The following is a 13,636-nucleotide window of genomic DNA, read 5'->3' as shown; positions in this document are numbered from 1 at the left end:
AAGAATTCTGGCGGCTCTTTACATGAGGCTTTCATCTATTCCAAGCCCTTCGGCCCAGAATACACCCTGGAATAAGCGAATAAACCGGGAATGAACAATGCCTCAGGCGAGCAGCGCCTCATAGGCCCGGTAGATGGCGAGGAAGTCGGCTGCTTTCAAGCTCGCCCCGCCGATCAGAGCGCCGTCGACATTGGCGATGCCCATCAGCTCCCTGGCATTGGCCGGCTTGACCGAGCCGCCATAGAGAAGACGCATCTTGCGGCCTTCACCGCCGAAACGGCCCACCAGCTCGGCGCGCATGAAGGCATGCGCCTTTTCGACATCGCCCGCCGTCGGCGTCACACCGGTGCCGATCGCCCAGATCGGCTCATAAGCGATGACGGTGTTCTCGGCGGTGGCGCCGTCCGGAACCGAGGCGGAAAGCTGACGCTTGATGACGTCGAGCGCCTGGCCTGTGCGGCGTTCATCGGCTGTCTCGCCGATGCAGATGATCGCCGTCAGCCCGGCGGCAAAGGCAGCCTCCGCCTTGGCGCGGACCAGATGATCCGTTTCGGCATGGTCGGTGCGCCGCTCGGAGTGGCCGACAATGACATAAGTGCCGAAACAATCGGCAATCATCTCGGCCGAGATATCGCCGGTATGCGCGCCTGACGGGTTCTGATGGCAATCCTGAGCGCCGATCGAAAGCGGGCTGTCGGTGCAGAGCGCGGTCGCTACGTAGAGCAGCGTCGCAGGCGGGCAGATCAGCGCTTCGACCTTGTCGGCGAACGGCGAGGAAACACCCTCGGCGATCGCCTTGATCTGATCCAGGGAGGCACGCATGCCATTCATTTTCCAATTTCCCGCCACGAGCGGGCGCACGTCAGGTGTCATGCCAGCCTTCCAAATTCTGCATATGCATTGGGCAATATCAAAAGCGCGCGGCAAAGAAAAGCATCATGCCTTGACGTAAGGGGAATCTCAGCCATCCCGCCTATATTTCTGCCGAAAAACGCTGGGCAATTCGCTTCAGCCGGCGAGAATCCAGTTCAAGACGCGGCGCCAGTCGATCATCCGGATCGGCGTCCCGTGATTTCCGGTTTCAAACAGCGTGAACCGCGTCGGATATTTTGCCCTGTGCAGGCTTTCGAACAGCGCCTGCTGGTCGCTGGCGGCATAGACCGGGTCGCGGCTGCCGTGCGCGAACCAGAGCGGCAGCTTCGCCTTATAGAAGGCGCTTCTGGTGAAATCGGGATCGGTGACGCCGCTCATGACAAGCATGCCCTTCAGCCGCTTGACGCTGTCGCCGTCGCGCGCAATGCCCCAGCAGACCTGGCTGCCCATCGAGGCGCAGGACAGGATGATCGGCCGGCCGGGCGATTGGGCATTGGCATAGCGGATGAGGCCGGCGATCGCCGCAACGCCGTTGCTGTCGAAGCTCCTGACGGTCGGCGAATAATAGACGCCGCCATTGCCGGCAACGAGGTTCTTCAGCCGGTTGAAATTGCCGCCGAAGCTGTAGTCGTTGGCGCCGAGCCGGCGATCGCCGTCGCGGCCATGAATAAAGATCACCGTAAAGGCGGCATTCCGGGCCTGTCCCACCCTGGTGACATCGAGCCCGGCGCCGTCCAGAGAGAGCGTCTCGTCGACTTGCGCCTTACGGATGCCGAGCGCCACATATTTCTGCTGCACTCGCTTTTGCGGGATCTGGTCGCGGCCGTTGATATCGCGCATCTCGTCATAGTCGATGACCTCGAAGGCGCCGTCATCGCCGGTCTGCAAGATGAACTGCTTCGAGAACAGATCGTCCTTGAAAGGCGGCAGCGCATCGCCCGCCCGCGCCGGCCCGACAGCGGACAGGACAGCCGCAGATAGAAAAAACGCCGCAATTGCGGTGATGATGGTGCAATGACTTGTGGACATTCGCATTCGGATGGTTCCTGAAGCCTGCCGCCGCTTGCCATTCCGCGCCCGGCAACGCAAATCATGTGTGAAAAGCCCGCCAAAACTGGCGGTGTCGCGTATAGAGGTGCTTTCTGGCAAAATCTGCCTGATTCGCAAACGTGACATGAAATGCGGTGATTTTGGGTCGGCGGCGGATGCAAGCCCAAGACAGGATGAAGATCTGAACGGCTCCATGGACGATAGCAACGACCTCTTTTCCGGAATGCCCCTCTCCGAAAAACGCGAGGAGGCGCAGAAGCCTGCGGCTGCGGCCGAACGGCCGCCGATGGCGGCTGCGCCCGCTGCTGCCCCACCTGTTGCCGGAGCGTCTGCGCGCCCGGCACCCGCCACGTCGAACGCCGACGAATACGGCGCCTCGTCAATCCGCGTCCTCGAAGGTCTCGAGCCGGTGCGCATGCGTCCGGGCATGTATATCGGCGGCACCGATGAAAAGGCGCTGCATCACCTCTTTGCCGAAGTCATCGACAACGCGATGGACGAAGCGGTCGCCGGACACGCCAATTTCATCGAGGTCTATCTTGACCTCGAAGGTTATCTTACCGTCTCCGACAACGGCCGCGGCATCCCGGTCGAAAACCATCCGCAGGTGCCGGGCAAGTCGACGCTCGAAGTCATCATGACCAAGCTGCATGCCGGCGGCAAATTCGACGGTAAGGCCTACGAGACCTCGGGCGGCCTGCACGGCGTCGGCGTCTCGGTCGTCAACGCGCTCTCCGACGATCTCGAAGTGGAAGTCGCGCGCAACCGCAAGCTCTACCGCCAGCGCTTCTCCCGCGGCCTGCCGCAGGGCGGGCTTGAAGAATTGGGCGACGTCCACAATCGCCGCGGCACCCGCGTGCGCTTTCATCCCGACCCCCAGATTTTTGGGGATCACATGAAGTTCGATGCCGCCCGAGTGTTCCGGATGGCGCGCTCGAAGGCGTATCTGTTCGGCGGCGTCGAGATCCGCTGGAGCTGTGAGCCGGGCGTCTTGCCCGAAGGTTCCGAGTTGCCTGACAAGGCCGTCTTCCACTTCCCCGGCGGCCTGAAGGATTATCTCCAGGCGACAATGGGCAAGGAATTCACCGTCACCCGCGAGATCTTCGCCGGCAAGACCGAGAAAACCAGCGGCCATGGCTCGATGGAATGGGCGATCACCTGGTATGGCGGCGACCCGCAGGTGCATTCCTATTGCAACACCATCCCGACCCCCGAAGGCGGCACGCATGAGGCGGGCCTGCGCATCGCGCTGACCAAGGGCTTGAAGGCCTATGCCGAGCTGACGCAGAACAAGCGCGCAGCGCAGATCACCACCGATGACGTGATGATCTCGGCCGTCGGCATGCTCTCGGTTTTCATCCGCGAGCCGGAATTCGTCGGCCAGACCAAGGACAAGCTCGCCACCGTCGAGGCCCAGCAAATCGTCGAGAACGCGCTTCGCGATCCCTTCGACCATTACCTTGCCGACAACCCCAACGAGTCGGCCAAGCTGCTCGACTGGGTGATCGAGCGCGCCGAGGAGCGCCTGCGCCGCCGCAAGGAAAAGGAAGTCAACCGCAAGACGGCGGTGCGCAAGCTGCGCCTGCCCGGCAAGCTCGCCGACTGCTCGCAGAACACCGCCGAAGGCGCAGAACTCTTCATCGTCGAGGGCGATTCGGCAGGCGGTTCGGCCAAGCAGGCGCGCAACCGCGCCAACCAGGCAATTCTGCCGCTGCGCGGCAAGATCCTCAACGTCGCCAGCGCCGGCCGCGAAAAACTCGGCGCCAATCAGCAGCTCGCCGATCTCATCCAGGCGCTCGGCTGCGGCACCCGCTCGAAATACCGCGACGAAGACCTGCGCTACGAGCGCATCATCGTCATGACCGATGCCGACGTCGACGGCGCCCATATTGCCTCACTGCTCATCACATTCTTCTATCAGGAAATGCCTGAGCTGGTGCGTGGCGGCCACCTCTTCCTCGCCGTGCCGCCGCTCTACAAGATCACCCAAGGGTCGAAATCCGCCTATGCCCGCGACGACAATCATCGAGCCGAGCTGATGCAGACGGAGTTCAAGGGCAAGGCCAAGGTCGAGATCAGCCGCTTCAAAGGTCTCGGCGAGATGATGCCCGCCCAGCTCAAGGAAACCACGATGGATCCGTCCAAACGCACCCTGCTCAAGGTGCTGATCGACGAGGTGGATTTCGAGGGCACCCGCAGCGCTGTCGACGATCTGATGGGCACCAAGCCGGAAGCTCGCTTCCGCTTCATCCAGGAACGCGCGGCCTTCGCCGAAAACCTCGATATTTAAAGCATCTGCGGGCCGAGCCGAACTGGAGTAGAGTACCGTTCGGCGCACCCGCCATGTCAGCATCTGCGATTTCACGGAACTGACGAAGAACCGTAACAACTCCGTCAAATAACCGGCGCATGAAGCGGTCGGCGCGCGGCCTCCCCCTGGGAAGAGCGGCTGCGCCGGTTCGAACCGTTGTTTTCAACCACTTGCCGGATTCTGCCATGAGCAAGCGTTTTCTCGCGACTGCCGCTTCCGTTGTCCTGTCCAGCACAGTTACGGCCAGCGCCACTGATGTCGGCGCTACCTTCGAGATCGCCTGCCCCTTCGGCGATTGCGCTGCAGGCATTTCGCTCTCCTTTCTCGGTGAATTCGTTGTCCCCCAGGTGCTTGATCTGAGAGCAATCGGCCTCGTCCCCGAGAAAATCGAGGCCATGTCGCTCGGCAGGCCAAGGACGGCACCGACGTCCTCATTCTCGGCTCCGACAATAATTCTCGGCCGCCCAGAAGACCCAGTTCTACGCCTTCAAGATTTTTGCGCCGTCCGCAACAGTAAGACATCGGCTCTGACGGCCGAATAGCGACGCTTTATATACGCTTTCATGGTGCCGACCTTGAAACCGCCGGGTTCATAGCCCATAACCAAAAGACAAGAATAAGAAGAGGCGCGCGTGGGTGTGTTCGACCGTCAGAAAAGCAATCATGAACCGCGATGGCTCGGATCATCGGCGCCGACGCGCACGCCGCTGATTCCCTCCATCTCGGCGGCGCGCTGGCTGCTGGTTCTGATCGTCGCGGCCGGCGTTTACTTCTTCTACGGTTTCCTCGTGCCGGTGCTGGCAGCCCTGGTCATCGGCTTCGCCAGCTGGCCGCTCTACCGCAAGCTTCTTGCCCGCGTCGGCGGCAATACGACGATCGCCGCGACCATCGCCATCATCATGATCGTGACTTTCCTGGTCATCCCAATCGGGCTTGCGGTCACCTATACGACGGGTGAAGTGCGCACCTGGGTTGCCTGGGCAATCCATGCCAATCGCACCGGCGCCGCGACACCGGCCTGGATCGTCGCCCTGCCTTGGGCCGGCGCCTATCTCGATGAAGTCTGGACCAAATATATCGGCAGCCCCGGCGCCCTGGGCGAGGTCATCCAGGCGGTCAGCGGCGCCAATATCGGCAATATTTACCGTGCCGTGCTTGCGGCCGGCGGCGGCGCCTTCCACCTCCTGCTGACGCTGCTCTTCATGCTAATCGCGCTGTTCTTCGTCTATCGCGACGGTTTTTCCTTCTCCAAACAGATCGACATGCTCGGCGAGCGCATTCTGCCGAACCGCTGGGAGCGCATTTCCCGCGTCGTGCCAGCGACGATCAGCTCCACCGTCATGGGCATGACGTTGATTGCGATCGGCGAAGGCATCGTGCTCGGCCTGGCTTACTGGATCGCCGGCGTGCCGTCGCCGGTCACGCTCGGCGTGTTGACGGGCGTGATGGCGCTGATCCCGGGCGGCGCACCGCTATCCTTCACGCTGGTTTCAATCTATCTCCTGGCAAGCGGCTCGCATGTCGCCGGCATTGGTCTTTTCGTCTGGGGAACGGTCGAGCTCTTCGTCGTCGACAAGACGCTGCGGCCGAAGCTCGTCGGCGGTCCGATCAAACTGCCCTTCCTGCCGACCTTCTTCGGCCTCGTCGGCGGCGTCAAGACGATGGGCTTCCTCGGCCTCTTCATCGGTCCGGTGCTGATGGCGCTGATCGTCGCCATCTGGCGCGAATGGATCCACGAGGCCCGCAACGCTGAAAAAGGCGAGACGGGACCGCAGGTCCTTATCGACGAGCAAGCCCCGCCGGCAATCCCCCGTATTGCCGAAGGCTGAAAAAGCCTTGTTGTAGAAGGCTGAACCGGCCTTCGCAGGCCGTTATCCCAGCCGCTTTTCCATGAACAGGCTGAGTGGGTCCGGCAGATAGCTGCCGAAAGGCTCGATCTCCCGATATCCGTATTTGCGGTAGAGCGCGATCGCCTCGGGCTGGTAGATGCCGGTTTCGAGCCGGATTGTCGACAGCCGCTTCTCCCTGGCGAGTGCTTCGAGCGCGTTCATCAGGCCGCTGGCAATCCTCAGACCCCTCGCCTCGGGGTCGACAAACATGCGCTTGATCTCCGCCGTGCCATCGCCGGCCTCGACCAGCGCACAGCACCCAGCGATCGCATCGCCGTTGCGCGCGACGAGAAAGCTCACCGCAGGCTTCTCCAGCACGGAGAGGTCGACCAGATGGTTGCTCTCGGCGGGATAGAGCGACTGCGCATAGGCGTCGGAAAGGTCGAGAAGGCGGATGACGCCGTCCTGACGTGGCGGCTCCAGGGCGATGGTGACGGACATGCTGCCTCTTTCTGCTGGCGCAGGGCCAAAATTTTCCCGACTTGACCAAGAGTTAATGCCCTTGCCTTCATTCGGTTGGAATTGCGCCCTCTAAGACGATGACACGCTCAATAGCCAAGGAGGCGAAATATGCAAGCGGTGTTGATCGCGATGACCATTCTCGGTTGCGACGATTCCATCAGCCAGTGCAGCTATGTCGCGACGGTCGATAAACGCTGGGAGACGGTTGCTGCCTGCGATGCCGAAGCCGAACGTCGGTTGAAAACCTATGCCAATGTCAGCTATCCCTCGGTAATTGCAGTCTGCGAGGCGCCGAAAGCCGTCGCTGCCGCCGAACCGCCGAAGCCGGCGCCCGTCCCGCCGGTCCCTCCTGACGTGGCCGAACAGCACCCCCAGGGACTGCTTGGCTTTGCCGACGATATTGCCGGACGGGTCCGCGACCATCTGCCCACCGGCAGGAGCGTCAAAGACACGCTCGCCAAACCGGTGCATTTCGTCTCCGCCAGCTATTCCTGGGTGGTGACGCGGCTGGCCGACTAAGCGGCAGCAAGCGCCGCATAAACACGGGCCGATTGCCGCTGTTCCGCGACCCCGAGCTTTTCCACTATGTCGAGCAACTCGCCGACTGCGCCATGTGCGCCGTCATGATGGCGGAATTTTTCGAGCAGACGGCTGCAGACATTGCCGAGCACGCTGCCCGGCGCTTTCCTGGCGGCGTCGCGCCACAGCAGCGTCGCCTCGACGAAAATCACGCTGATATCCCTCGGCAGGCCGGCGGACTCGTAGAGCGCACGCACCGCATGCATGCGCCCGGTCGCAAGGATCGAGCGCACCCGGCGCTCGCCGCAACCCGTCAGATCGACGATCGCGCCCGCGAAGAAATCCACCTTGCCGGCGCAGAGCGCATGCATCAGGAAGGATGGCGTCAGCCGGCCGTTGAGGCGCAGATGTTCGACGAGGTCGGGTATCTCGCGCGGCGCGATGTCGCCGGCGATTGAAACGATGGCGGCCTCGGTCGCCTCGCGGCTGATGCGCTGCAGCCGCTGCACGCCGATCGCCGCCTGTGCGAGCGGCAGCCCAACCAGCGCATTGCTGACATGCTGGGTGAGCAGCTGGCGGGCATCGGCGGGAAGATCGCTGCGATCGAGAAGCAGGTTGCGGATGTCGCAGCCGTCGCCGAGCCGCTCAGCGATGCGCTTCAGGGATTGGCCGGAGATCACCGCGCCGTCGTTCTCGAGCAGGCAGAGCAGCTCTTCCTCGTCGCCGACTTCCGCAAGCGCTGCGGAAACCGGGCGCGTTACATGCGCCCTCACCGCAATCAGCATGCGGGTGGCGCCATTGCCGCGCGCGGCAAGATCGACGAGATCGGCATCGCTCAAAAGCGGCGAACAGGTCACTGCATGGCAGGCGACTTCGGGCTGGTCTTCGGCAAGCGAAAGAATCAGGCTGCGCGGCGCATCGGGCGACCAGGCGATCGCCTCGGCCAGTGCCAGCCGCACCCGCGGCGACGGATCGTCGAGCAGAAAGGTCATCGCCATCTCGGCTGCCGCCCGCTCGTCCCCTGTCATCTTCGATTGCAGATAGGCACGCCCGAGCGCGTTTGCGGCTCGGGCCCGGTCACCGGTCTTGGCCGTTTCGATCCACCGAAGGAAAGCTTCTATGATCACGCGACGCCCCAGCACTTGAACGCGATTCCCTCGCGTTTCATTCAATGCTGCGACCGTAGCGGCAAAAGGTTTAAGATTGGTTCACCATATTTCTTAAGCCTTTGTATGCCTTGCGGCCGATCTAAACCTTCGGCAGATGCGGCCGGAACATCTCGAAAACATCGCTGCCTTCGCTGTAATCCATGTAGCCCATGCGGGCCACAGGCCGGGCGATCGACATGTCGAGACGGCCATCCCTGACGATCGTCTCGTCGATGCGGATGCCGACCACCTCACCGAAGACAAGGACGTTTTCCGACGGCGCGCCCGACAGCGTCTTCGGCTCGATGATCTCGGTAACCTTGCATTCGAGCACCGCAAAAGCCTCGCCGACATAGGGCGCGTCGATGAGTTCGGCCTGCTTCGCCGTCAAGCCGGCAAAGTCGAATTCGCTATCGCCATAGGGCAGCGCCGCCGAAGAGAGGTTCATCTTCTCGGCGAGATCGCGACCGACGAAATTGCAGGTGAAGACGCCGGTCTCGGCCGCGTTGCGCTGGCTGTGCTTTCGCCCGGCGGAGGAAAACATCACCAGCTTCGGGCGGTCGGCGACTGCGTTGAAGAAGGAATAGGGGGCGAGGTTGATCGAACCGTCCCTGCCCTTGCTGCCGATCCAGCCGATCGGGCGCGGCGACACGATCGCCTTGAACGGATCATGCGCCAGCCCGTGCCGGTTGTCGTCGGTGGTGTAAAACATCAGTCCTCTCCGCCGACCCAGGTCACGGTATCGGCAAGTTCCGGCCGCGGCCGCTCGATCGCCGGAAAAGTCGTCGAGCCGATATGGATGAAGCCCGCCACCTTTTCATCAGGCCCGACGCCGAGCAGCGGATAGGCGCGCTCGTCATAGGCGAACCATTCCGTCAGCCAGTTGGCGACATAACCGCAGGCATTGGCGGCGAGGATGACGTTTAGGCAAAGCGCGCCGGCCGACATCAGCTGTTCCCATTCAGGGATCTTGATATGCGGCCCCGCCTTGCTGACGACGGCGACGACCACGGGCGCGCGGGTGAAACGCGCGCGCTCAACCTGGATCATCTCTTCGGAAAGCTCAGGTTTCGTCTCGAGCGCCAAAGCCAGAAGCTCCTCACCGAGGCGAGCGCGCTCACCTCCGCGATAGACGATGAAGCGCCATGGCGCGATCTTGCCGTGATCGGGAACACGCGAGGCAAGACGCAGGATTTCCTCGATTTCGGCCTTTACGGGACCTGGTTCGCACATCTGGAAAGCCGGGATGGAGCGGCGCACGGCAAGGTAGTCGATAAGCTTGATATCGGATTTCATGCGGGAGAAACTCTCATTTTTATGCTGCTGCAAAGGGTGGGTCTTGAATTTGCCATCGCGTTGGTCTTGAAGTGGCGTTTGCGATTTCAGAAGTCAATCGGTTCACGAAACAGATGTTTGGCATTTCGCCTTTTGCACGCATCGGCCTTGCCATTGCCCTGACGATCCTGACGCCTCCAGGCGCCGGCGCTCAGGATGCCTTCAAGGAATTCAAACAGCTTGAATCGACACCGAAGATGCCGAAGCTCGATGCCTTCATCGCGCCCGGCACGGCGCCTGAAGGGCTCAAGCTGCGCGATGTCCCGATGGAAGCCAAGCTGACGGCGGACGGCACGCCGGTCGAAGAAGGCCTGTCCTGGTATGTCTTCAGCCCGATCGCCGGAAGCGACGGTAAGCTGCCGCTGATCGCCAGCGCCAAGGGCGGACCCGCCGCCTTCCAGCTCGCGCCCGGCGATTATTTCGTCAACGTCTCCTTCGGCCGCGCCGGCGTCACCAAGAAGCTCACCGTGCCCGCCGACGGCGAGGTCGATAAGCAGGTGATGGTGCTCGATGCCGGCGGCCTGCTGCTCAATGCCGTTTCCGGTGCCGATGCCCGCATCCGCCCCGACCAGCTGAGTTTTTCGATCTATTCTTCGGAAGTGCGCGAGGACGGCGAGCGTGGCCTCGTCGTCGCCGATGTCTCGCCGAACACCGTCGTCCGCCTCAATGCCGGCACCTATCATATCGTTTCTGAATATGGCAGCGTCAACGCCGTCATCCGCGCCGACATCCAGGTCGAAGCGGGCAAGCTGACCGAAGCGACGATCCAGCATCGCGCCGCGCAGGTCACCTTCAAGCTGGTCTCCGATGCCGGCGGCGAGGCGATCGCCGATACGGCATGGTCGATCCTGACGGCGGCCGGCGACAGCGTCGGCGAAAGCGTCAGCGCCTTCCCGACCATGGTTCTCGCCGAAGGCGGATATTCCGCCGTCGCCCGCAACAAGGACAAGATCTACCAGCGCGATTTCACCGTCGTCGCCGGCCGGAACACCGATGTCGAGGTTCTGATGAAGGACCAGCAGCCGCAGCCGCCGGTGAATGACGCGGCACGCACCGTGCAGCAAGTGCCTGTGGGGACGCCGCCGCCGCCAGGCGTCCAGCCGGCTCCGGTGGCGCCGCTCCCATCCTACGAACAGCTCGCGCCGCAAGGCGGCGACGACACCAGTCTCGATTAATTTTCGCAAAGACAATTCAGGAAAAGTGCGAAGCGGTTTTCCGTTCGGGACTACGTGAAAAGTTGGGAGCGTCCCATGGAACCGCCTCTCGCATCCAGAAGAGGCCTCGTGGAGGCGACTGAGCAAATCCCAGCGGTTGCCGCGGTTCGCGACAAATATCCAGTTTCCATATCGCATTTCCGACAGCGCCGGTGGCGCTGTCGGATCGAAGCGTTTTCAGGCCGCCCTGGCCTTTTTTGCTTCGGCCTTGCGACGGACGTCTGGCGGCGTCGCTTCCAAGGCAAGGCTCTCGACGGCGGCATCGAGCCCCATCGAAACTTGGTCCTGGCTGCCGAGGCGGCGAATGTTGACCGTGCGCTCCTCGGCTTCCTTCCTGCCGCAGACGATGATGACGGGCACCTTGGTGACCGAGTGTTCGCGGACCTTGTAGTTGATCTTCTCGTTGCGGAAATCGGTCTCGACGTTGAGACCGGCCTCGCGCAGCGCCTCGGCCACTTCAAGCCCGTAGGCGTCGGCTTCCGAGGTAATCGTCGCGACCACCACCTGCAGCGGTGATACCCAGAGCGGCAGATGGCCGGCGAAGTTTTCGATCAGAATACCGAGGAAGCGTTCCATCGAGCCGCAGATGGCGCGATGGATCATTACCGGCTGCGTCTTTTCGGAGTTGCTGTCGATATAGAAGGCGCCGAAACGTTCCGGCAGGTTGAAATCGACCTGCGTCGTCCCGCACTGCCATTCGCGCCCGATCGCATCCTTCAGCGTATATTCGAACTTCGGCCCGTAGAAAGCGCCCTCGCCCGGCAGGATGCCGGTTTTGATGCGACCCTCGGACTGAGCCTCGATCGTATTCAGGACGTCCGTCATCACGGCTTCCGCGCGATCCCAGAGTGCGTCGGAACCGACGCGCTTTTCCGGCCGGGTTGAAAGCTTGACGACGATTTCCTTGAAGCCGAAGTCTTCATAGACCGACAGAATCAGATCGTTGATCTTCAGGCATTCGGCAGCCATCTGCTCGTCCGTGCAGAAAATGTGCGCGTCGTCCTGCGTGAAACCGCGCACGCGCATCAGCCCGTGCAGCGCACCGGAAGGCTCGTAGCGATGCACCAAGCCGAATTCGGCGAGGCGGATCGGCAGTTCGCGATAGGACTTCAGCCCATGCTTGAAGATCTGCACATGCCCCGGGCAGTTCATCGGCTTCAGCGCAAAGACGCGGTTATCCGCTTCCTTGTCTTCCGGGTGCGTCATCGCATGCGCCGATTTCACGGCGAACATGTTTTCCTGATACCAGCCCCAGTGACCTGAAGTTTCCCAGAGCGCAGTGTCGAGCACCTGCGGCGCGTTGACTTCTTCATAATCGACGGCGAGCCGGCGACGCATGTAGGAGACGAGCGATTGAAAGATCCGCCAGCCCTTGCCGTGCCAGAAGACGACGCCCGGGCCTTCTTCCTGGAAATGAAACAGGTCCATTTCGCGGCCGAGCTTGCGGTGGTCGCGCTTTTCGGCCTCCGCCAGCATGTGCAGGTAGTTGTCAAGATCGGCCTGGTCAGCCCATGCCGTCCCGTAGATGCGTGACAACATGGCATTGTTGCTGTCGCCGCGCCAATAGGCACCGGCAACCTTCATCAGCTTGAAGGCCGTGCCGATCTGGCCGGTGGAGGCCATGTGCGGGCCGCGGCAAAGGTCGAACCAATCGCCCTGATGGTAGATCTTCAGATCCTGCCCTGCCGGGATCGCGTCGACGAGTTCGACCTTGTAGTTTTCGCCCTTGGCCGCAAAGACTTCCTTGGCTTTTTCGCGCGACCACACCTGCTTGGTGAAGGCGGCGTTGCGGGCGATGATCTCCTTCATCTTCTTTTCGATCTTCGGCAGATCGTCGGGCGTGAAGGGCTCATTCTTGGCGAAGTCGTAGTAGAAGCCGTTTTCGATGACCGGGCCGATCGTCACCTGCGTGCCTGGCCAAAGCTCCTGCACGGCTTCAGCCATGACGTGCGCAGCATCATGCCGGATGAGCTCCAGCGCGCGCGGATCTTTGCGGGTGATGATTTCGATCGTGCCATCGGTGACGGCATCGGAAAGGTCCTGCACGGCGCCGTCGAGCGCAATGGCGACCGCGCTCTTGGCGAGCGACTTGGAAATGGATTCGGCGACATCCCTGCCGGTCGCGCCAGCCGGAAAGCTGCGCATGGAACCATCGGGAAATGTCAGGGAAATGGCTTCAGACATCGAAATTCTCCTTGTCCAGTCCCGCCAACGAATGCGGGTGGTTGATACGGAAGCGCCTCCGCTCTTTGGAAGCGCTGCCGCCTGATACTCAGATTTCCCGCGGGAGTAAAGAAGCAGCCGGCCTACATAATCATTTGGGCGAGGCCACAGACCGTGTTCCAGTTGCGCATCGTGCCGATCCCTATACGCTTGGTGGTTAGGGCCGAAAGCAGCTTGGACTGGCTCGGCTTGCCGGCAAAATCGATCCACAGATCGCCGCCGACGACGGCGATGCGCTGTCCCTCCGTCATCAGCGCTTTCAGCGCCTCCACCTTTTCCGGATCGACCGGCAGGCGCATCACCCGGACGATGACCTGATCGCCGTTGCCGTCCCTGAAGGGATTGGTGCCGCAAAGCGCCATCCAGGTGCAGTCGCTGCGCACGATGATATCTACATGTTTGCCGAATTTCTCTTCGAACCCCTCTTCCAGCGCTACCTCGAGTTCGTGCGGCCGCATATCATCGGCCTCGAAGACGAGATTGCCTGTGGAAACCAGCGTGCGCGGTTCGCGATAGCCAAGATCTTTGGCGAGCGCGCGCAGATCTTCCATGATGACGCGCCGGTCGGGCGTCAGGACAATGCTGTGCAGGAGGGCAATGAAGGTGCTCATC

General features: G+C 62.0%; 12 protein-coding genes and 1 pseudogene. 5 read left to right on the top strand and 8 right to left on the bottom strand.

Translation table 11 applies throughout. The features are described 5' to 3' along the window. Positions 1 to 102: 102 nt before the first annotated feature. Positions 103 to 873 carry a triose-phosphate isomerase gene (tpiA, locus tag ACS4RS_RS18190; RefSeq protein ID WP_439009846.1) on the bottom strand — a complete coding sequence of 257 codons (771 nt, stop codon included), beginning with the start codon at positions 871 to 873 and terminating at the stop codon, positions 103 to 105. A gap of 135 nt (positions 874 to 1,008) precedes the next feature. Next, positions 1,009 to 1,908 carry an alpha/beta hydrolase gene (locus ACS4RS_RS18185; protein WP_439009847.1) on the bottom strand — a complete coding sequence of 300 codons (900 nt, stop codon included), beginning with the start codon at positions 1,906 to 1,908 and terminating at the stop codon, positions 1,009 to 1,011. A 208-nt stretch (positions 1,909 to 2,116) separates the two neighbouring features. On the opposite strand from ACS4RS_RS18185, the gene parE reads away from it, so the two are divergent. The 3 genes and pseudogenes from parE (at position 2,117) to ACS4RS_RS18170 (ending at position 6,063) form a co-directional block, all read left to right on the top strand. Further along, positions 2,117 to 4,213 carry a DNA topoisomerase IV subunit B gene (parE, locus tag ACS4RS_RS18180; RefSeq protein WP_449313768.1) on the top strand — a complete coding sequence of 699 codons (2,097 nt, stop codon included), beginning with the start codon at positions 2,117 to 2,119 and terminating at the stop codon, positions 4,211 to 4,213. Between the two features lie 314 nt (positions 4,214 to 4,527). After that, positions 4,528 to 4,751, top strand: a pseudogene (locus ACS4RS_RS18175) (esterase-like activity of phytase family protein); the annotation flags it as partial. Positions 4,752 to 4,866: 115 nt separating this feature from the next. Further along, positions 4,867 to 6,063, top strand: a complete 1,197-nt coding sequence (locus ACS4RS_RS18170) for an AI-2E family transporter (protein ID WP_439009849.1) — start codon at positions 4,867 to 4,869, stop codon at positions 6,061 to 6,063. Positions 6,064 to 6,105: 42 nt separating this feature from the next. Here the strand turns inward: ACS4RS_RS18170 and ACS4RS_RS18165 are convergent, their stop codons facing one another. After that, positions 6,106 to 6,564 carry a GNAT family N-acetyltransferase gene (locus ACS4RS_RS18165; protein ID WP_439009850.1) on the bottom strand — a complete coding sequence of 153 codons (459 nt, stop codon included), beginning with the start codon at positions 6,562 to 6,564 and terminating at the stop codon, positions 6,106 to 6,108. A 129-nt stretch (positions 6,565 to 6,693) separates the two neighbouring features. On the opposite strand from ACS4RS_RS18165, the gene ACS4RS_RS18160 reads away from it, so the two are divergent. Further along, on the top strand, positions 6,694 to 7,104 hold the full coding sequence (locus ACS4RS_RS18160; RefSeq protein WP_439009851.1) for a hypothetical protein: 411 nt from the start codon (positions 6,694 to 6,696) through the stop codon (positions 7,102 to 7,104). Here ACS4RS_RS18160 and ACS4RS_RS18155 read toward each other — a convergent pair. From ACS4RS_RS18155 to ACS4RS_RS18145, 3 genes are all read right to left on the bottom strand, one after another. Next, entirely contained in the window at positions 7,101 to 8,246 is a 1,146-nt protein-coding gene (locus ACS4RS_RS18155) for a DUF2336 domain-containing protein (protein ID WP_439009852.1), read from the bottom strand. The two genes, ACS4RS_RS18160 and ACS4RS_RS18155, sit on opposite strands and share 4 nt — an antisense overlap. A gap of 106 nt (positions 8,247 to 8,352) precedes the next feature. Beyond that, on the bottom strand, positions 8,353 to 8,964 hold the full coding sequence (locus tag ACS4RS_RS18150) for a flavin reductase (protein WP_439009853.1): 612 nt from the start codon (positions 8,962 to 8,964) through the stop codon (positions 8,353 to 8,355). After that, positions 8,964 to 9,548, bottom strand: a complete 585-nt coding sequence (locus ACS4RS_RS18145; protein ID WP_439009854.1) for a nitroreductase family protein — start codon at positions 9,546 to 9,548, stop codon at positions 8,964 to 8,966. Before ACS4RS_RS18145 ends, ACS4RS_RS18150 begins: the two co-directional genes overlap by 1 nt. A 113-nt stretch (positions 9,549 to 9,661) precedes the next feature. Between ACS4RS_RS18145 and ACS4RS_RS18140 the strand changes: the two genes are divergently transcribed. Beyond that, complete coding sequence (locus ACS4RS_RS18140; protein ID WP_439009855.1) at positions 9,662 to 10,762, top strand: hypothetical protein; 1,101 nt, start codon at positions 9,662 to 9,664, stop codon at positions 10,760 to 10,762. Positions 10,763 to 10,978: 216 nt separating this feature from the next. On the opposite strand, the gene thrS is transcribed toward ACS4RS_RS18140, so the two are convergent. Beyond that, positions 10,979 to 12,985, bottom strand: coding sequence for a threonine--tRNA ligase (gene thrS / locus ACS4RS_RS18135; protein ID WP_439009856.1), 2,007 nt, complete (start codon positions 12,983 to 12,985; stop codon positions 10,979 to 10,981). 122 nt (positions 12,986 to 13,107) lie between these two features. Next, a complete protein-coding gene (locus ACS4RS_RS18130; RefSeq protein ID WP_183690550.1) occupies positions 13,108 to 13,635 on the bottom strand; it encodes a DUF1697 domain-containing protein in 528 nt (175 codons plus the stop codon). Between the last annotated feature and the right edge of the window lies 1 nt (position 13,636).

The sequence above is a fragment of the Rhizobium sp. F40D2 genome (genome assembly GCF_051810745.2).
Taxonomy (GTDB): domain Bacteria; phylum Pseudomonadota; class Alphaproteobacteria; order Rhizobiales; family Rhizobiaceae; genus Rhizobium.
The sequence above is the reverse complement of the archived record's forward strand: the minus strand, read 5'-3'. Positions and strand labels throughout refer to the sequence as shown.

Coding starts and splice junctions, on each gene's coding strand:
- tpiA (WP_439009846.1), bottom strand. CDS start 873: ATGACACCTGACGTGCGCCCGCTCGTGGCGGGAAATTGGAAAATGAAT.
- ACS4RS_RS18185 (WP_439009847.1), bottom strand. CDS start 1,908: ATGCGAATGTCCACAAGTCATTGCACCATCATCACCGCAATTGCGGCG.
- parE (WP_449313768.1), top strand. CDS start 2,117: ATGGACGATAGCAACGACCTCTTTTCCGGAATGCCCCTCTCCGAAAAA.
- ACS4RS_RS18165 (WP_439009850.1), bottom strand. CDS start 6,564: ATGTCCGTCACCATCGCCCTGGAGCCGCCACGTCAGGACGGCGTCATC.
- ACS4RS_RS18160 (WP_439009851.1), top strand. CDS start 6,694: ATGCAAGCGGTGTTGATCGCGATGACCATTCTCGGTTGCGACGATTCC.
- ACS4RS_RS18150 (WP_439009853.1), bottom strand. CDS start 8,964: ATGTTTTACACCACCGACGACAACCGGCACGGGCTGGCGCATGATCCG.
- ACS4RS_RS18145 (WP_439009854.1), bottom strand. CDS start 9,548: ATGAAATCCGATATCAAGCTTATCGACTACCTTGCCGTGCGCCGCTCC.
- ACS4RS_RS18140 (WP_439009855.1), top strand. CDS start 9,662: ATGTTTGGCATTTCGCCTTTTGCACGCATCGGCCTTGCCATTGCCCTG.
- thrS (WP_439009856.1), bottom strand. CDS start 12,985: ATGTCTGAAGCCATTTCCCTGACATTTCCCGATGGTTCCATGCGCAGC.
- ACS4RS_RS18130 (WP_183690550.1), bottom strand. CDS start 13,635: ATGAGCACCTTCATTGCCCTCCTGCACAGCATTGTCCTGACGCCCGAC.